Here is a 17464-nt window from a genome sequence, read left to right on the forward strand (position 1 = left end):
GGGGCGTCACTCGATCCACTCGAAGTCGGACACCCGCCAGCCGGCGTCGGTCAGGACGAGCATGTACGCGGTGGTCGAGTCCGAGGTCCACCCGTCGCCCCAGTCGACCGTCTCGAGCAGCGTGACCTCGGCGGCGTCGGCCCCGACCGACTCGTCCAGCACCTCGGCGCCGACGAGCACGGGCTCGTCACCGGTGGGCTCGATCCCCTCGCAGTAGTCCTCCTCGGACATGCCCCACGTGCGCTCCTCGGAGCTGAGACGGTGCTCGGCGATGCAGTCGTTCGCGTTCCATGCGGCGACCCAGGCGATCGCGACCTCCGAGGGCGACGAGTCGGCGGTGATCTCCGCGATCTCGAGCGCAGCCGCCGGCTCGACGGTCTCCTCTGCGGCGCCGGCGGCGGTCGCGTCCGCGGACGGCTCGGCACCGCCGCTCGCGCTCGCGACGCTCGTGGGAGCGGGTGCCGCCGCGGTCGACGAGCCCAGTCCGGTCAGCGTCGGCACCAGCATCAGCCCGATCCCGGCGAGCGCGAGCACGCCGGCCACGACGAGCGCTCCGATCTGGCCGCCGCTGAGGGGCCGTGCGGCGGGCGCGGCTTCCGCCGCGACCGGGAGCACCTGGGTCGGCGCCGGCTCGGCGGGAGGCGCGGGGTCGTGGGTGTGCTCCGTCCAGGCCTGGCCGTCCCAATACCTCAGCAGCCCGGATCCGTCCGGATACCAGCCAGGATCAACGTTCACCATGCCCCCTCAGCGCGTGTCTGCGTGCATCGTGGCGGGGGGCCCATGACGCTGTCAACCCGGTGTGCGGTCAGTCACCCAGGAGCGAGTCGACGAAGCCGTGAGGATCGAACGGCGCGAGGTCGTCGGCCCCCTCGCCCAGGCCGACGAACTTCACCGGCACGCCGAGCTCGCGCTGCACGGCGAGGACGATGCCGCCCTTGGCGGTGCCGTCGAGCTTGGTGAGGACGATGCCGGTCAGCGGCGCGACCTGGCCGAAGACCCGGGCCTGGGTGAGACCGTTCTGCCCCGTGGTCGCGTCGAGCACGAGCAGCACCTCGCGCGGCGGGCTCACCTTCGACACGACGCGGACGATCTTCCCGAGCTCGTCCATCAGGCCCTGCTTGTTCTGCAGGCGGCCCGCGGTGTCGACGAGGAGGACGTCCACGGAGTCGTCGCGGGCACGGTCGGCGGCCTCGAAGGCCACGGAGGCGGGGTCGGCACCGTCGGCGTGCGCGCGCACCACCGGCACCCCGACGCGTGCACCCCAGGTCTCGAGCTGGTCCGCGGCGGCGGCGCGGAAGGTGTCGGCGGCGCCGAGCACCACGGTGCGGCCCTCCGCCACCAGGACGCGCGCGAGCTTGCCGACCGTGGTGGTCTTCCCGACGCCGTTGACGCCGACGACGATCACCGCGTCGGTCTCGCCGCGGCCGGGCTCGCCGAACGCCAACGTGCGGTCGAGGCCCGGGTCGACCACGTCGAGCAGGGCGGCGCGCAGAAGCTCGCGCGGCTCGGCCTCCGGGTCGGCGCGCAGACGGGCCCGCAGGTCCGCGAGCAGCGCGTCGGAGGCCGCGGCTCCGACATCGGCGAGCAGCAGGGTCTCCTCGAGCTCGTCCCAGTCGTCCTGGGTGAGGGCGCCGCGGCGGAAGATGCTCAGCAGCGACGCGCCGAGCCCGCTGCTGACCCGGCGTCGGAGCCGAGCGAAGCGATCCTCGACGCGCTCGGGAGACTCGGCCGTCGCGACGGCGGGCCCCGCATCGTCCTTGGGCTCGAGCTCGACCGCGGGCGCCTCGGGTGCGGCCGAGGGGGACGTGGGCGGAGCGGGTCGCGGCGGCGCCTGACGCGTCCTGCCGATCAGCGCGGCGGCCGCGCCACCGAGCACGACCAGACCGGCCACCACCGTCACGATGAGGTCGTTGTCACCTGGGATCCACGAGACGTCCATGGACGCAGTCTCTCAGGTCGGAAGGGAGCAGGGAACGCCCCCGCCGGCTCAGCGTCCGGAGACCTGCAGCTCCCGGGTCTGCGGGCGACCGAGCTTGTCGACGACGTCGAGCGACGCCTCCGGCCGGTCGAGCTCGTCGAACAGGTGCTCGCGCACGGGGCGGCGCTCCTCGACCCCGAGCAGGATGCGGATGACGCGCTGGCCCCGGCCCTCGGCGGCGAAGGCGGCGACGATGACTCCGGCGGCGATGAGGCCGGCGACGATGAGGGTGCCCTCCATGTGGCTGAACATCGACTCTCCAAGCTGTGACGACCACTCGGTCGGTGCTGACATGTGCGTTCCCTCGGGAGGAATTGTCACCCGAAGCGGACAAGCGCGACAAACTCCCACGTGGGATCGCGTGTCGCAGAGGGTTCAACGCGGAGGGAGGCGGCTTGTTCCCGACCCGGCGCCCGAGGGGACGGTCGCGCCGGCGCCGCGCACGATGATATCTCAACGGCACGCCGTGCCGGAACCGGGCTCGCGCCCCGGTCAGACCTCGTCGCGCAGGCGCTGGCTGATGACGGTCGTGACGCCGTCGCCGCGCATCGTCACGCCGTAGAGCGCGTCGGCGATCTCCATCGTCCGCTTCTGGTGCGTGATGACGATCAGCTGCGAGTCCTCCTGCAGCTCGGTGAAGATCTCCAGCAGCCGGCCCAGGTTGACGTCGTCGAGCGCGGCCTCGACCTCGTCCATCACGTAGAAGGGGCTCGGGCGGGCCTTGAAGATCGACACGAGCAGCGCCACGGCGGTGAGCGAACGCTCGCCGCCCGACAGCAGCGACAGCCGCTTGACCTTCTTCCCCGCCGGCCGGGCCTCGACCTCGATGCCCGTCTCGAGCATGTTGCCGGGGTCGGTCAGCACGAGCCGCCCCTCGCCGCCGGGGAACAGCCGGGGGAACACGCGGTCGAACTGCGCGGCGGTGTCCGCGAAGGCCTCGGCGAACACCTGCTCGACGCGGGCGTCGATCTCCTTGACGATCTCGAGCAGGTCGGCGCGCGACTTCTTGATGTCGTTCAGCTGGTCGGTGAGGAACTTGTGACGCTCCTCCAGCGCGGCGAACTCCTCCAGGGCGAGCGGGTTGACCCGGCCCAGCTGGTTCATCGCGCGCTCCGCCTGGCGCAGCCGCTTCTCCTGCTGCTCGCGCACGTAGGGCGTGGCGGGCGCCTCCTCGTCGTCCGCGGCGGCCTCCGTCGACGGCACGGGGACCTCGGGTCCGAACTCCTCGACCAGCCGGTCGGGATCGACGCCCAGCTCGTCGATCGCCCGCTGGCGGAGCTGCTCGAGACGGATCTTCTGCTCGGCACGCGCGACCTCGTCGCGGTGCGCCGAGTCCGTGAGGCGGGCGTGCTCGCCACCGAGCTCCTCGACCGTGCGGCGGACGTCGGCGAGGGTGCCGGAGCGCTCGGCGCGCTCCGCCTCGACAGCAGCTCGCGCATCGTCCGCCCGTTGGACGGAGCCGTCGATCAGGTGCAGCGCGTCCTCCGCGCCCGCGATGACCTCGCGGGCGGCGCGCGACTGGCGCTCGCGGCGCGCCGCGGCCTCCGCCGCTCGCGCACGGGCGTCGCGTTCCGCGACCACGGCTCGCTCGAGGCTCTCGGCCCTCGAGGCGAGCGCCCGGCCGCGCTCCTCGGACGTGCGGAGCGACAGCCGTGCCTCGGTCTCGCGGGCACGCGCGGCCTTGGCCGACTCCTCGTCCTCGTTCCGCCGCTCGAGCGCCTCGGCGGTGTCCGCCTCGAACTGCTCGGGCTCGGCCTGGGCGCCGGCGAGGCGCTCGGCGAGGCTCTCGAGCTCCTGCGCGTCGGCCGCCATGCGCTCGTGCGCCTGCTCGAGCTGCACGTCGAGGCGATCGGCCTCGTTCCGCGCCGCGCGGGCCTGCGCACCCAGCTGGCCGAGCTGCTCGGCCACGGCCGCCATGCGGGCGTCGGACTCGTTCAGCCGGGCGAGGGTGCGCTCGTGCCCCGCGCGGGTCTCGGCCTCCTCGCGCTCGGCCGTCGCGAGGCGCGTCTCGAGGGTCTCGAGCTCGGCGACCGCCGCGTCCCTGCGCTCCCGCGCGTCGTCGAAGGCGGCCTGCATGTGCAGCACGCTCGGGGCGTCGCCGGCGCCGCCGGAGGCGCTGCGCGCGCCCAGGAGATCGCCCCGGCGGGTGACGGCCACGATCTCGCGGTGACGCCCCACGAGCGCGCGGGCGGCGGCGAGGTCCTCGACCACCACGACGCCCGACACGAAGGCGCGGACCGTCGCGCCGACCCCGCCCGGGCCGGACACCAGCTCGGACGCCCACGCGGCGCCCTCGGGCAGGTCGATCGCGGGGTTGTCGACGGCGGCGCCGGCGTCGGCGACCACGAACCATGAACGCCCCGCGTCCTCGTCCCGCAGCCACCGGATCGCGTCCACCGCGTCCTCGACACCGTCGACCGCGAGCGCGTCGGCGAGGCCGCCGAGCGCGGCCGCGATCGCATCCTCGGCGCCGGCCGCGATGTCGATCAGGGAGGCCAGCGAGCCGCGCACCGCGCGCGTGCCGCTCGCCAGGAGCGCCCCCGCACCGTCCTTACGGACCAGCGACAGCTCGAGCGCCTCGCCGCGGGCCGCCCACGAGTCGCGGTCGCGCATCGCGGCATGGCGTGCGTCCTTGAGGTCGGACAGCCGCTGCTTCGCCTGCTCCCAGGCCTCGGTCGCGGACTCGTGCTGGACGTCCAGGTCCTCCTCGCCCGCCTCGACGGAGGCGACGGAGGTCTCGACGTGCTGGAACTCGGCGTTCGCCTCGTGCGCGCGTCGCTCGGCCGCGGCGCGCTGCTCCTGGAGGCGCCCGATCTCGGCCTCGGTCGACTCGACCCGCGAGCGCTTGGCGGCCACCTGCCCGGCGAGCCGCGCCACCCCCTCGCGGCGGTCGGCGACGGAGCGCAGCAGGTTGGCGTGGTGGCGCTCGGAGGCGAAGGCGGTGTCCTCGGCGCCCTTGCGCGCCTCGATCGCCGCCTCCAGCTCCTGCGCCGCGAGCGCGACCTCAGCGTCGAGCTCGGCGCGCGCCGCGCGGGCCCGCTCGAGCTGCTCGTCGAGGTCCACCAGGTCCGTCGGCGGCGCGGCGTCGACCTGCGTGCCGAGCATGCGGACACGCTCCTCCGCGAGCGTCGCGAGGTTGCGCAGCCGCTCGCGCTGGGCGCTGAGGCGGTAGTAGATGTCGTTGGCGCGGGTCAGCGCGGGCGCGGCCTCCGCGGAGGCCCGCTCGAGGTCCGCGAGCCTGCCGCGGGCCTCCGTCAGCGCCTTCTCCACGGCGGCGCGGCGCTCGAGCAGGGCCGACTCGTCGGCCTGGTCCTTCGCCATCGACCCCTGCAGGGTCGCGAGGTCGTCCGCGAGGAGGCGGCTGCGGGCGTCGCGCACGTCGATCTGGATGCGCTGCGCCTGCCGCGCGACCTCCGCCTGCTTCCCGAGCGGCCCCAGCTGTCGCCGGATCTCGCCCGTGAGGTCCTGCACGCGGGTGAGGTTCGCCTGCATCGAGTCGAGCTTGCGCAGCGCCTTCTCCTTGCGGCGGCGATGCTTGAGGATGCCGGCGGCCTCCTCGATGAAGTGGCGGCGGTCCTCGGGGGTCGCCCGCAGGACGGCGTCGAGCTGGCCCTGCCCGACGATCACGTGCATCTCGCGTCCCAGGCCCGAGTCCGAGAGCAGGTCCTGGATGTCGAGCAGTCGGCACGGCGAGCCGTTAATCGCATACTCGGAGCCGCCCGAGCGGAACAGGGTGCGGCTGATGGTGACCTCGGTGTAGTCGATCGGCAGCGCGCCGTCGGCGTTGTCGATCGTGAGCGAGACCTCGGCGCGGCCCAGCGGCGCACGGCCCGACGTGCCGGCGAAGATGACGTCCGCCATCTGGCCGCCGCGCAGCGTCTTCGCCCCCTGCTCGCCCATCACCCAGGCGAGCGCGTCCACCACGTTCGACTTGCCCGACCCGTTCGGGCCGACCACGCAGGTGACCCCCGGCTCGAACTCGAGGGTGGTCGCCGACGCGAAGGACTTGAAGCCTCGCAGCGTCAGCGTCTTGAGATGCATGGCGCCGAGTCTAGGGGAACCCTTGACCCGCTCAGGTGAGGCGCGTGGGACACGGCAGGAACCGCATCGTCCCTCCTACGGCGTGATGCGATCGAGCTCGGCGTCCTCGACGTCCGGGTGCGCGTCGTGAGCGGTCGCGAGCAGCACCTGGCGCTTCGCGCCCCAGTAGTCCATCACCGCGAACAGCAGGCCCGACAGCACGAATGTGAAGTGCAGGCCGATGCGCCACGCGATCGACGTGTAGTCGGCCTCACCGCCCTTGCTGTCGAGCGCGACGAAGTCCTTCAGCAGCAGGATCACGGAGATCGCGACCAGCGAGCCGATCAGCTTCATCTTGAGGCCCGAGAAGTCGACGTGGCCCATCCAGGACGGCCGGTCGGTGTTGCCCTCGGCGGCCTCCATCTTGGAGACGAAGTTCTCGTAGCCCGCGAAGATCACGATCACGATGAGGTTGCCCAGCAGCGCGATGTCGATCAGCGACAGGATCGCGACGGTGATCTCGTCCGCCTCGGACTCGAGGCTGAACTCGGCGATGAGGTGCCATAGCTCCATGAAGAACTTCACGAGCACCACGCCGAGCCCGGCCACGAGGCCGACGTACATCGGGGCGAGGAGCCAGCGGGTGGCGAAGAGGCCCTTCTCCAGGGCGTGCTCGAGCGGGTTGCTCATCGGGGGGACCTTCCGGGGAGGCGGCGCGCGGGCGCGCGGGGATGATGCAGATGCACCGGCTCGACGCGCGAAGGCGGCCGGTGGTGCCAGGGGTCGTGCGGCGGGGCGGGCTACAGCGCGGGGAACCAGATCCCGATCTCGCGGTCCGCGGACTCGGGCGAGTCCGAGCCGTGCACGATGTTCTGGATCACCGGCAGGTCCCACGTGCGTGCGAGGTCGCCGCGGATGGTGCCGGGGGCCGCCGTGGTCGGGTCCGTGGTGCCCGCGAGCGAGCGGAAACCCTCGATCACGCGCTCGCCCTCCGCGACCACCGCGAGCACGGGGCCCGACAGCATGAAGTCGACCAGGGGCGCGTAGAAGGGCTTGCCCACGTGCTCCGCGTAGTGCTCGGCGAGCAGCTCGGGGGTGGCGTGCTTGAGCTCGACGGCGACGAGCGTGTAGCCCTTCGCCTCGATGCGCCGCAGGACCTCCCCCGACAGCGCGCGCTTCACTCCGTCGGGCTTGACCAGGATCAGGGTGCGTTCCGTCATGGCGCGAGCCTACCGAAGGCCTGCCCCGCCACCGGTCGCTCCCCCACCGCCGCGCCCGTGAAGCGATTCGTGTCGTCTCCCGGCGCCGAGCCGGCCCCGGTGAAGGGATCCGTGCCACCGCGCCGTGACAGGATGGGCGCGTGATCACTCTCGAGGACTTCGACACGTATCCCGACTTCCCCGTCGAGGGGATCCTCTTCTACGACATCGCGCCCATCCTCGCGAGCCCCGAACGCTTCCGCGAGGCCTGCATCCAGCTGATGCCGCCGCGCGACGCACAGGTGGACATCGTCGCGGGCGTCGACGCGCGCGGGTTCATCTTCGCCCCTGTGGTCGCGCAGACGCTCGACGTGGGCATGGCGATGGTGCGCAAGGCCGGGAAGATGCCGGGCGTCGACCTGCTCGAGTCCTCGACGGAGATCGAGTACGGCTCGCGCGACCTCGCGGTCAGCGCCGGCTCGATCGAGGGTCGCCACGTGCTGGTGATCGACGACGTGCTCGCGACCGGCGGCACCGCCCGCGCGGTCGCGCAGATGCTGGAGCGCGGCGGGGCCGCCTCGGTGCGGTTCAGCTTCCTCATCGAGATCGGCGACCTGCCGGGGCGCGACGCCCTGGAGGGGTACGCGGTCACCTCGGTGGTCGTCGTCTAGCCTCGCCGCCGGGTCGCGAGCCGCGTCACCAGCAGCACGGCGGGCACGAGCGCGAGCGCGGCGAACGCGACCTCGTAGGCGATGAATCCCTGGCCGATCTCCGTCGGCACGGGGTCCTGCGCGCGCAGGTAGCTCGCGTGGATGGCGATGCCCGCCACCAGCACGGCGCCGAACAGGAGCGCCAGTCCGCCGAGGAGCCACGCCGGCAGCTGCCGGGTGTCGGGGTGCTCACGCACGTATCCGATCCATCGCGTCAGCGTGGACATCACCGCCCACCCGAGCAGCAGCAGCCCCGCGAACAGCAGCCCGTACACCGCGATCGACGGCCGGCCGAGGTCGCCGAGCGCGTTCAGCGACGCGTGCTCGAGCTGCCAGAAGATCAGCGTGAGCCCGAGCACCCCGGCGGCGAGGGCGCCGCCCACGCGCCACAGGAACCCGCTCACGCGATCTCCGCGCCGCTCTCCCCCGCGCCGGGCGAAGCAGCCGCGTCGCGCTCGGCGCGCTCGCGGTCGATCCTGCCGCCGAGCCGCAGGGCCATGATCCACAGCCCGAGGAAGATCACGCCGATGAGCGCGATGGCGGGCTCGACCAGCCCGGCCGCCAGCATCGGCGCCTGGAGCGCCCAGCCGAGCCACCGGCCCCAGCTCTTGCGCTGCTGCCCGGCCGCGTACCCGAGCGCGAGCACGAACGGGAGGCCGCAGCCCCACACGAGCCACGCGGGCGCGGCGACCTCTCCGGCGCGTCCGAGGCCCCAGAGGAGCAGGATCGCGAAGATCGCGGCGAAGGCCTGCAGCCCGAGGATCGCCTGCGTGAAGGTCAGCGTCGCCGGCCGCTGCGGACGCGGCATCGGGACGTTCTCCTGCGCCGCCGTCATCGGGCCCTCCCCACGCCCTTGCGGCGGTCGGCGCCGGTGAGGATCCGCGCGTCCGCCACCAGGGTGATGGACCCGACGACGAGGACGCCCGCGCCCAGGTCGTCGTCGCGCTCGGCGCGCTGGACGGCGGCATCGATCGCGTCCGGCAGCGACGAGGCCTCGGTCACGCGGTCCTCGCCGAAGACGTCGCGCGCGATGGCCGCGAGCTCGTCGACCGGGATCGCACGGGGGGAGGACGATGCGGTGATCACCACGTGGTCGAGGGCGGGCTCGAGCGCCCCGAGGACGCCCTCGGCGTCCTTGTCCCGCAGGATCCCGACCACGCCGACGAGCGTGGTGAAGGCGAAGGACTCCTCGACGGCGCCGACGAGCGCCTCCGCGCCGTGCGGGTTGTGGGCGGCGTCGACCAGGATCAGCGGGGAGGTCCGGACCGCCTCGAGACGGCCGGGCGACGTCACCGAGGCGAAGCCCGCCTCGACCGTCTCCCCCGCGAGAGAGGCCGGCTCGCCGCCGTCGGCGAGCAGCAGCTCGGTCGCCGCGAGGGCGAGGAGCGCGTTGTGCGCCTGGTACTCGCCGTAGAGGGGCACGAACAGCTCGGCGTACACGGCCGCCGGCGTGCGCAGCGTCACGAGCTGGCCGCCGACGCCCGGCTGACGGTCGACGACCTCGAGGGCCTCGCCCTCCCAGTAGCCGCGCGCGGCGTGCTCCTCGACGGCGTGGGCGAGGACCGGCGCGACGGACTCGGCCTGGGCCGCGATCACCGCCGCGGCGCCGTCCTTGATGATCCCGGACTTCTCCGCGGCGATGTCGACCAGCGAGTCGCCGAGCCACTCCTGGTGGTCGAGCCCCACCGGGGTCACCACCGCGACGTCGCCGTCGGCGACGTTGGTGGCGTCCCACACGCCGCCCATCCCGACCTCGACCACGGCGACGTCCACCGGCGCGTCCGCGAACGCGGCGAACGCGAGCACCACGAGCACCTCGAAGAAGCTCATGCGCGGCCCCCCGGCCTCGGCCGACCGGGCGTCGACCAGCGCGAGGATCGGCGCGATCTCCTGCCACAGGCGCACGAAGTCCTCGCGCGGGATCGGCTCGCCGTCGATCATGATCCGCTCGCGGACGGTCGTGAGGTGCGGCGACGTGAACAGGCCCGTGCGCAGGCCGTGCTCGCGCACCAGCGCCTCGGTCATGCGCGCGGTCGAGGTCTTGCCGTTCGTGCCGGTCAGGTGCACGACCTTGTAGGCGTGCTGCGGCGAACCGAGCAGGTCGCAGGCGTCGCGGACGCGGTCGAGGGTGGGCTCGAAGTCGTGCTCGGGATTGCGGGAGACGATGTGCGCGTAGATCTCGCGCTCGGCCTCCTCGAGGCTCAGGCCACCGAGGTCAAGGTCGGTCATGGGCTCCAGTGTGTCACGCAGCGACGTTGCCGGGCTCCCCCGCGTCCCCGGCGCCCACCGCATCGTCCGCACCACCGGCGGCGTCCGCGTGCTCCCCCGCGGCGGCCACCATCGCGGCGTCGACCGTGCGCGGGAGATGCGTCTCCTGCAGGTGCCGTCGCGCCTCGGCAACCAGGGTGATCGAGCCCGCGACCAGCACGCCGGCCTCGCCATCGGCATCCTCGGCGAGGCGGGTGGCGAGCTGGATCGCGTCGGGGACCGTGGCGGCGACGCGCACGCGGTGCTCGCCGAACACGACGCGCGCCCGCGCGGCGAGCACCTCGGCGTCCGCCGCGCGGTGGGAGCGGGTCTGCGTGATCACCACCTCGTCGATGATCCCGGACAGGCCCGTGAGGATGCCCTCCGCGTCCTTGTCGGCGAGCACCGCGACCACGCCGTAGGTCCGGTCGAAGGCGAAGGACTCGCGCAGGGTGTCGGCGAGGGCGGCGATGCCGTGCGGGTTGTGGGCGGCGTCCACGATCACGGTGGGCTCGGCGGACACCACCTCGAGGCGTCCCGGCGACGTGGCGCCGGCGAAGCCGCGGGCGACGGCGGGCGGGTGCAGCCCACGCGGCACGCCCGCGCCGAGGAAGGTCTCGCAGGCCGCGAGCGCGATGAGCGCGTTCTGGGCCTGGAACTCTCCGTGGAGCGGCACGAACACGTCGCGGTAGTTGCGCGCCGCGGTCCGCAGCGACACCACCTGACCGGAGGGCACCACGCGGCGCGACTCGACGGAGAGGTGGGCGCCCTCCCAGAACACGGAGGCGCCGCGGGCGGCGGCCGCGGCGACGATCACCTGCGACGCCTCGTCCCGCTGCAAGGCGCTCACCACGGTGGCACCGGGCTTGATGATCCCGGACTTCTCGTGCGCGATGCCCGGCAGCCCGCCCGTGAAGTACTTGTCGTGGTCCAGCGCCATGGGCGTGAGCACGGCGACGCGCCCGTCCGCCACGTTGGTCGCGTCGCGGAGCCCGCCGATGCCGACCTCCAGCACCAGCACGTCGACCTCGGCGTCGGCGTAGGCGACGAACCCGAGCACGGTGAGCACCTCGAAGAAGCTCATGCGCGGGCCGCCCCGGTGCTGCGACGCCTGGTCGACCGCGTGGATGACCGGCGCGACGCGCTGCCACAGGCGGATGAGGTCCTCCTGCGCGAGCGGCGCGCCGTCGATCATGATGCGTTCGCGCAGCGTGGTGAGGTGGGGCGACGTGTACAGGCCGGTGCGCAGCCCGTGGGCGCGCAGCAGGGACTCCATCATCCGGCTCGTGGAGGTCTTCCCGTTGGTGCCGGTGACGTGGATGATGTCGAGCTCGTGGTGCGGATCACCCAGCAGCGACAGCGCCTGGGTGACGCGCAGCAGCTTGGCCGCGTGGTCCGCCTCGGGAGAGCGGGAGAAGATGTGCGCGTCGATCTCGCGCTCGGCCTCGGCGAGGCTCAGTTCGGGGAAGACATCCATCGTCACGGCGTCAATTGTGCGGCACGTCGAGGGGTGCCGACGACACCCCGCGGGACATAGCGCTGTGATGTCCCTCATATGCCCGTCTATCAGGGACGATGCTGGGGTCGTGCACCGGCGTCTGGCGCCCCTGCGGCGCGTCTTGAGGGCGTGGGTGTCCCCGCCTGCGCGACAGGCGCGACCGCACTCCTTCGCACGCCCTCCCGAGGCGCGTTACCGTGGCAGGAGAGCCCTCGAACGAAGGAGATCACGTGCCCGTTCTCGTCCTCTGCGGAGCCCCGGTGGCGGGCATGCCTGGAGCCCCGTCGCGGATGGTCGACCCGACGACCCCGATCGCCTCCGCGACCGATCTGGGCCTGACGCGGGGCGACGGCGTCTTCGAGACCGTGGGGGTGCACGACGGTCGCATGCACGACCTCGAGCCTCACCTCGAGCGGCTCGCGCAGTCCGCGGCGATGCTGGACATGCCCAAGCCCGACCTCGGTGTCTTCCGCGAGGCCATCTCGTGGGCCGTGCGCGAGCTCCTCCACGGTCTCGACGAGGTGCCGGCGACCGCGCTGTGCAAGGTCGTCTACACCCGCGGGACGGAGACGGCGGCGGCCGAGATCCCCGGCGGGCGGCCGCTCGGGTTCGCCTATGCGGACGTGTTCCCCGACGTCAGCGCCGACCGCCACGAGGGGGTGCCGGTGATCACGCTGTCCCGCGGCTACCCCAAGGGCGTGGGCGCCCAGGCCCCATGGCTGCTCGCGGGCGCGAAGACCCTCTCCTACGCGATCAACATGGCGGCGCTGCGGCACGCCAAGGCGCGCGGTGCGAAGGACGTCATCCTCACCACCACGGACGGGTTCGTGCTCGAGGCGCCGCGGTCGACGGTGCTGGTGCGCCACGGCGGGATGGTCGTCACCCCGGCGATCGAGGCCGGCCTGCTCCACGGCACCGCGCAGAGGGCCGCGTTCGACGCCTTCGAGGACCGGGGATTCACCTGCGACTACCGCGACGTGACGGTCGAGCAGCTCACCTCGGCCGACGCCGTGTGGCTCACCGACTCGGTGCAGCTGCTGCGCCCCGTCCGCACCCTGGACGGCACGGAGCTCGCGGTGGATCAGGAGCTCACGGGCGCGGTCAACGCGCACATGCTCGCCGCGCACTGACGGGAGCGTCCGCCCCGGCTCACGGACCCGTGGCGGCGGGGCGGCGCGGATCGTTCGACCACTCCGACCACGAGCCCGGGTACAGGGACGCCCGGATGCCGGCGATCTCGAGCGCGGCGATCTGATGCGCGGCGGTCACCCCGGAGCCGCAGTACACGGCGACGCGGGTAGCGTCGTCCACCCCGAGCTGGGCGAACCGCTCGGCGAGGTCGCGCGCGGTCAGGAAGGTGCCATCGGCGGCCGAGTTCGCGGCGGTGGGCGCGTTGACGGCGCCCGCGATGTGCCCGGCGACCGGGTCCATCGGCTCGACCTCGCCACGGAACCTCTCCGACGCACGCGCGTCGAGCAGGATCCCGCGCCGGGGCCAGGCGGCGGCGCCGTCGGCGTCGGTCACGGGCATCCGGTCCCAGTCCAGCGCGATGTCGCCGGGCTCCACGGTCACCGCTCCCTCCTCGAGCGGGCCACCAGCGGCTGTCCAGGCGGCGAGCCCGCCGTCCAGGATGCGCACGTCGGCCACGCCCGCGTGCCGGAGCAGCCACCACGCCCGGGCCGCGCCGAAGGAGGGACCGTCGTCGTAGACCACCACCGCATCGTCCTGCCGCAGGCCCCACCGGCGGGCGGCCTGCTGGAACGCCTCGGCGGTCGGCAGCGGGTGACGGCCGCGGCGCGGATCCCCGATCGACGCGAGCTCGGTGTCCAGGTCGACGTAGACCGCGCCGGGGAGGTGCCCAGCGGCGTGGTCGTCGCGGCCGTCGGGCCGGGTGAGCGTCCACCGCACGTCGAGGAGGCGGGGCGGCTGCGGGTCCGCGAGCAGGGCGGCGAGCTCGGCGGCAGAGACGAGCACGGGCATCCGGTCCTCCGATCGTGGGCGCCTCACCATCCTGGCACCTCCGCCGGCGTGATCTCGGCCACATCCCCTCGGGGGCGCGTCACCCGTGCCGCTAGCGTGGGGCGCACCGACTGCTGGGGAGACATCAGATGGATCATGTGGGCACCATGAGGCCCGACGCGCCGGCACCTGCGAAGGACGCCGCCGCCGGCTGGTACCCCGACCCCACGCTGCCGGGTCAGCAGCGGTGCTGGGACGGCGCCGCGTGGACGCCGCGCACCCAGGTGACGGTCCCGGTCGAGCCGATCGCGCCGCTGCCCGCGGAGGGCTGAGCACCGCGCCCACGAGGCCCCCGGACCCCGCTCCCCCGGACACTGCGCACGGAGTTCAGCGCGACACGCCGAGGCCCGACCCCGATTCGGGATCGGGCCTCGGCGTGTCGGATCCGGATCCGTGCTGACTGTCCAGGGGTTCAGGGCGGGGCGGGGCGGACGGGCGGGCGCTCAGGCCTTCGCCACCGCGATCGCCTGCTCGCCTTCGACCACCGCGAGCTCGGCGGCGAGCGTCTCCCCCGCGATGAGCTCCCGATGCGCCTCGACGGCGGCGACCCGCTCGGCGGGGACCGTCAGCGTGAGCACGATCCGGTCGGCGACGTTCAGACCCGCGTTCTTGCGCTCGTCCTGGATGGCGCGCACCAGGTCGCGGGCGTAGCCCTCGGCCTCGAGCTCGGGCGTGATCGCGGTGTCGATGAGGACGAAGCCGCCGGCAGGGAGCACGGACGCGGCCTCCGCCGCATCGTCCGCACCCGAGCCGATCACGGTCGCGACCTCGTACTCCCCCTCCACCAGCGCGATGCCGCCGGACACGACCTCGCCGGCCGCCTCCGACCAGTCGCCGGTCTTCGAGCCCCGGATCGCGGCCTGCACGTCCTTGCCGATGCGCGGGCCGGCGGCGCGGGCGTTGACCGTGAGGCGACGCTCGACCGGGTGGTCCACCGTGAAGGCGTCCTCCGTGACGAAGGCGACGGACTTCACGTTGAGCTCGCTCGCGATGAGGTCCCCGTACGCCTCCAGCGCCTCCGGCGCGGACACCGCGACCTTGAGGAGCGAGAGCGGCTGACGCACGCGGATCTTCTCCTTCTTGCGCAGCGCGTGGGCGGTGGAGACCACCTCGCGCACCTGGTCCATGACGGCGCCGAGCGACGCGTCGTCCCAGGCAGCCGGCGCCGTCGGGTAGTCCGTGAGGTGCACGGAGCGCTCGCCGGTGAGGCCGCGGTAGATCTCCTCCGTGGCGAGCGGCAGCAGCGGCGCCGCGAGGCGGGACACCGTCACCAGCACGGTGAACAGCGTGTCGAACGCCGCCTGGTCCTCCTGCCAGAACCGGTCGCGCTGGGTGCGCACGTACCAGTTGGTCAGCAGCTCCATGAACTGGCGCAGCGACTCGGAGGCGCCGGGGACGTCGAAGACCTCCATCTGCGCGGTCACGGTCCGCACCAGCTCCGCGGTCTTGGCCAGCACGTACCGGTCCATCACGGGCAGCGACTCGACCGCCGCATCGTCCACCAGCCGGCCGCGCGCGCCCGCGCCGCCGTTCGCGGCGCCCGCGTAGAGCGTGAAGAAGTAGTACGTCGACCACAGCGGCAGCAGCACCTGGCGGACGCCCTCGCGGATGCCCTCCTCGGTGACGATGAGGTTGCCGCCGCGCAGGATGGGCGAGCTCATGAGGAACCAGCGCATCGCGTCCGAGCCGTCGCGGTGGAACACCTCGTTGACGTCCGGGTAGTTGCGCAGCGACTTCGACATCTTGCGGCCGTCGGAGCCGAGGACGATGCCGTGGCTCACGCAGGTCTTGAATGCCGGCCGGTCGAACAGCGCAGTGGCGAGCACGTGCATGACGTAGAACCAGCCGCGGGTCTGGCCGATGTACTCGACGATGAAGTCCGCCGGGTTGTGCCCGTCGAACCAGTCGCGGTTCTCGAACGGGTAGTGCACCTGCGCGAACGGCATCGAGCCCGAGTCGAACCACACGTCGAACACGTCGGGGATGCGGCGCATGGTCGCGTTCCCCGACGGGTCGTCGGGGTTGGGGCGGGTGAGGTCGTCGATGAAGGGACGATGCAGGTTGGGCTCGCCCTTCGCGTCCAGCGGGAGGCGGCCGAAGTCCCGCTCCAGCTCCTCGAGCGAGCCGTACACGTCGGTGCGCGGGAAGGCCGGGTCGTCCGACACCCACACCGGGATGGGCGTGCCGAAGTAGCGGTTGCGGCTGATGGACCAGTCGCGCGCGCCCTCGAGCCACTTGCCGAACTGGCCGTGCTTGATGTGCTCGGGGACCCAGGTGATGTCCTCGTTGAGCTCGACCATGCGGTCGCGGAACTCCGTCACGCGCACGAACCACGAGCCCACCGCGCGGTAGATCAGCGGGTTGCGGCACCGCCAGCAGTGGGGATACGGGTGCTCGTAGGTCTCGTGGCGCAGGACGACCCCGGCCTCCTTGAGGTCCTTGATCACCGCCGGGTTCGTGTCGAACACCTGCTGGCCGGCGTACTCCGGGACCTCGGAGGTGAAGCGGCCCTTCGCGTCGATCGGGATGACGGGCTCGATGCCGGCCTCCTGGCAGACCGCCATGTCCTCCTCACCGAAGGCCGGGGCCAGGTGGACGATCCCGGTGCCGTCCTCGGTGGTCACGTAGTCCGCGGCGAGGATGCGGTGGGCGTTCGGCTGGCCGCGGAAGTGCGGGAACGGCGGCTCGTAGCCCAGGCCCGCGAGGTCCGCGCCGGTCAGCGTGACGAGGGTCTCGAAGCCCTCGCCGAGCTCGCGCCCGTAGTAAGCGAGTCGACTGACTGCGAGCACCATGGCCGTGCCCGCGAAGGCGCCCCCGGTCGGGCGCACCACGGCGTACTCGATCTCGGGACCGACGGCGGCGGCGAGGTTGCTCGGCAGCGTCCACGGCGTGGTGGTCCACACCGTGACGGCGGCGCCCGTGAGCGCCTCCTTCGCCTCCGCGGGCAGGGACGATGCGGCGACCGACTCCGCGGTCAGCGGCAGGAAGATCGCGAGGGTCGGGTCCTGCCGCGACTGGTAGACGTCGTCGTCCATGCGCAGCTCGTGGTTGGACAGCGGGGTCTCGTCGCGCCAGCAGTACGGGAGCACGCGGAAGCCCTCGTACGCGAGGCCCTTGTCGTACAGCGACTTGAAGGCCCAGATGACGGACTCCATGAAGGTCACGTCGAGCGTCTTGTAGTCGTTCTCGAAGTCGACCCAGCGCGCCTGGCGGGTGACGTACGCCTCCCACTCCTTGGTGTACTTCAGGACCGAGCTCTCGCAGGCCTCGTTGAAGGCGGCGATGCCCATCTCCTCGATCTGGGCCTTGTCGGTGATCCCGAGGATGCGCTCGGCCTCGAGCTCCGCGGGAAGCCCGTGCGTGTCCCAGCCGAAGCGGCGCTCGACGCGACGCCCGCGCATCGTCTCGAAGCGCGGGACCACGTCCTTCGCGTACCCGGTCAGGAGGTGGCCGTAGTGCGGCAGGCCGTTCGCGAAGGGAGGGCCGTCGTAGAAGACGAACTCGTTGTTGCCCGCCTCGGTGCGCGCGGGGCGGTTGTCGACCGACGCCTGGAAGGTCTGGTCGGCCTCCCAGTAGGCGAGCACGTCGGACTCGATCTCCGGGAAGTGCGGCGACGGGGCCACCTGGGCCGTGGGGTCGGTGGCGGTGCGGTGGAGCGGGTAGCGCGCGGCGTCGGTCATGCGTTCCTCGGGTGGTCCTGGCGTTCGACTCGTCTGCGAGGACGCCCCGTCCGTCAGGACGATGCGCGGTACCACCCCGCTTGCGGCCTCCCCGGGTGGGGCGGTCGCCGCTC

General features: G+C 73.0%; 15 protein-coding genes. 3 read left to right on the forward strand and 12 right to left on the reverse strand.

All coding sequences use genetic code 11. The features are described from left to right. Positions 1-6 precede the first annotated feature (6 nt). From QQX13_RS09935 to ndk, 6 genes are all read right to left on the reverse strand, one after another. Positions 7-735 (reverse strand): DUF2510 domain-containing protein, encoded by a 729-nt coding sequence (locus tag QQX13_RS09935; protein ID WP_301118459.1) that lies wholly within the window; start codon positions 733-735, stop codon positions 7-9. 70 nt (positions 736-805) lie between these two features. Further along, positions 806-1939 carry a signal recognition particle-docking protein FtsY gene (gene ftsY / locus QQX13_RS09940; protein WP_301118460.1) on the reverse strand — a complete coding sequence of 378 codons (1134 nt, stop codon included), beginning with the start codon at positions 1937-1939 and terminating at the stop codon, positions 806-808. 48 nt (positions 1940-1987) lie between these two features. Continuing rightward, the gene (locus QQX13_RS09945) at positions 1988-2272 is read right to left on the reverse strand and encodes a hypothetical protein (protein WP_301153304.1); all 285 of its coding nucleotides are present in this window, start codon (positions 2270-2272) and stop codon (positions 1988-1990) included. Between the two features lie 198 nt (positions 2273-2470). Continuing rightward, the gene (gene smc / locus QQX13_RS09950) at positions 2471-6019 is read right to left on the reverse strand and encodes a chromosome segregation protein SMC (RefSeq protein ID WP_301118462.1); all 3549 of its coding nucleotides are present in this window, start codon (positions 6017-6019) and stop codon (positions 2471-2473) included. A 75-nt stretch (positions 6020-6094) separates the two neighbouring features. Then, a complete protein-coding gene (locus QQX13_RS09955; protein WP_301118463.1) occupies positions 6095-6688 on the reverse strand; it encodes a TIGR00645 family protein in 594 nt (197 codons plus the stop codon). 110 nt (positions 6689-6798) lie between these two features. Beyond that, positions 6799-7218 (reverse strand): nucleoside-diphosphate kinase, encoded by a 420-nt coding sequence (gene ndk / locus QQX13_RS09960; RefSeq protein ID WP_301118464.1) that lies wholly within the window; start codon positions 7216-7218, stop codon positions 6799-6801. A gap of 140 nt (positions 7219-7358) precedes the next feature. Between ndk and QQX13_RS09965 the strand changes: the two genes are divergently transcribed. Further along, on the forward strand, positions 7359-7868 hold the full coding sequence (locus QQX13_RS09965) for an adenine phosphoribosyltransferase (protein ID WP_301118465.1): 510 nt from the start codon (positions 7359-7361) through the stop codon (positions 7866-7868). On the opposite strand, the gene QQX13_RS09970 is transcribed toward QQX13_RS09965, so the two are convergent. Genes QQX13_RS09970 through QQX13_RS09985 form a run of 4 tightly spaced genes read right to left on the reverse strand, consistent with a single transcriptional unit; the run spans position 7865 to position 11631 of the window. Then, a complete protein-coding gene (locus QQX13_RS09970; RefSeq protein ID WP_301118466.1) occupies positions 7865-8311 on the reverse strand; it encodes a hypothetical protein in 447 nt (148 codons plus the stop codon). The genes QQX13_RS09965 and QQX13_RS09970 overlap by 4 nt on opposite strands. Further along, entirely contained in the window at positions 8308-8742 is a 435-nt protein-coding gene (locus QQX13_RS09975) for a DUF4233 domain-containing protein (RefSeq protein WP_301118467.1), read from the reverse strand. Before QQX13_RS09975 ends, QQX13_RS09970 begins: the two co-directional genes overlap by 4 nt. Further along, the gene (locus tag QQX13_RS09980; protein WP_301118468.1) at positions 8739-10136 is read right to left on the reverse strand and encodes a bifunctional folylpolyglutamate synthase/dihydrofolate synthase; all 1398 of its coding nucleotides are present in this window, start codon (positions 10134-10136) and stop codon (positions 8739-8741) included. Before QQX13_RS09980 ends, QQX13_RS09975 begins: the two co-directional genes overlap by 4 nt. Positions 10137-10149: 13 nt before the next feature. Further along, on the reverse strand, positions 10150-11631 hold the full coding sequence (locus QQX13_RS09985) for a bifunctional folylpolyglutamate synthase/dihydrofolate synthase (protein ID WP_301118623.1): 1482 nt from the start codon (positions 11629-11631) through the stop codon (positions 10150-10152). A gap of 251 nt (positions 11632-11882) precedes the next feature. Here QQX13_RS09985 and QQX13_RS09990 point away from each other — a divergent pair, with 251 nt between their 5' ends. After that, a complete protein-coding gene (locus QQX13_RS09990; RefSeq protein ID WP_301118469.1) occupies positions 11883-12782 on the forward strand; it encodes an aminotransferase class IV in 900 nt (299 codons plus the stop codon). Positions 12783-12801: 19 nt separating this feature from the next. Here the strand turns inward: QQX13_RS09990 and QQX13_RS09995 are convergent, their stop codons facing one another. After that, positions 12802-13632 (reverse strand): sulfurtransferase, encoded by an 831-nt coding sequence (locus QQX13_RS09995; protein WP_301118470.1) that lies wholly within the window; start codon positions 13630-13632, stop codon positions 12802-12804. A 128-nt stretch (positions 13633-13760) separates the two neighbouring features. Between QQX13_RS09995 and QQX13_RS10000 the strand changes: the two genes are divergently transcribed. Then, on the forward strand, positions 13761-13943 hold the full coding sequence (locus QQX13_RS10000) for a DUF2510 domain-containing protein (protein ID WP_301118471.1): 183 nt from the start codon (positions 13761-13763) through the stop codon (positions 13941-13943). 171 nt (positions 13944-14114) lie between these two features. Here the strand turns inward: QQX13_RS10000 and ileS are convergent, their stop codons facing one another. Further along, the gene (gene ileS / locus QQX13_RS10005; RefSeq protein ID WP_301118472.1) at positions 14115-17351 is read right to left on the reverse strand and encodes an isoleucine--tRNA ligase; all 3237 of its coding nucleotides are present in this window, start codon (positions 17349-17351) and stop codon (positions 14115-14117) included. Positions 17352-17464 lie beyond the last annotated feature (113 nt).

This window comes from Demequina lignilytica, from assembly GCF_030418375.1.
Classification (GTDB): domain Bacteria; phylum Actinomycetota; class Actinomycetes; order Actinomycetales; family Demequinaceae; genus Demequina; species Demequina lignilytica.

What these genes read in the sequence shown, in the direction of transcription:
- ndk (WP_301118464.1), bottom strand. Translation starts at nt 7,218, where the DNA reads ATGACGGAACGCACCCTGATCCTGGTCAAGCCCGACGGAGTGAAGCGC.
- QQX13_RS09945 (WP_301153304.1), bottom strand. Translation starts at nt 2,272, where the DNA reads ATGTCAGCACCGACCGAGTGGTCGTCACAGCTTGGAGAGTCGATGTTC.
- QQX13_RS10000 (WP_301118471.1), top strand. Translation starts at nt 13,761, where the DNA reads ATGGATCATGTGGGCACCATGAGGCCCGACGCGCCGGCACCTGCGAAG.
- QQX13_RS09985 (WP_301118623.1), bottom strand. Translation starts at nt 11,631, where the DNA reads ATGGATGTCTTCCCCGAACTGAGCCTCGCCGAGGCCGAGCGCGAGATC.
- QQX13_RS09980 (WP_301118468.1), bottom strand. Translation starts at nt 10,136, where the DNA reads ATGACCGACCTTGACCTCGGTGGCCTGAGCCTCGAGGAGGCCGAGCGC.
- QQX13_RS09995 (WP_301118470.1), bottom strand. Translation starts at nt 13,632, where the DNA reads ATGCCCGTGCTCGTCTCTGCCGCCGAGCTCGCCGCCCTGCTCGCGGAC.
- smc (WP_301118462.1), bottom strand. Translation starts at nt 6,019, where the DNA reads ATGCATCTCAAGACGCTGACGCTGCGAGGCTTCAAGTCCTTCGCGTCG.
- ileS (WP_301118472.1), bottom strand. Translation starts at nt 17,351, where the DNA reads ATGACCGACGCCGCGCGCTACCCGCTCCACCGCACCGCCACCGACCCC.
- QQX13_RS09975 (WP_301118467.1), bottom strand. Translation starts at nt 8,742, where the DNA reads ATGACGGCGGCGCAGGAGAACGTCCCGATGCCGCGTCCGCAGCGGCCG.
- ftsY (WP_301118460.1), bottom strand. Translation starts at nt 1,939, where the DNA reads ATGGACGTCTCGTGGATCCCAGGTGACAACGACCTCATCGTGACGGTG.
- QQX13_RS09955 (WP_301118463.1), bottom strand. Translation starts at nt 6,688, where the DNA reads ATGAGCAACCCGCTCGAGCACGCCCTGGAGAAGGGCCTCTTCGCCACC.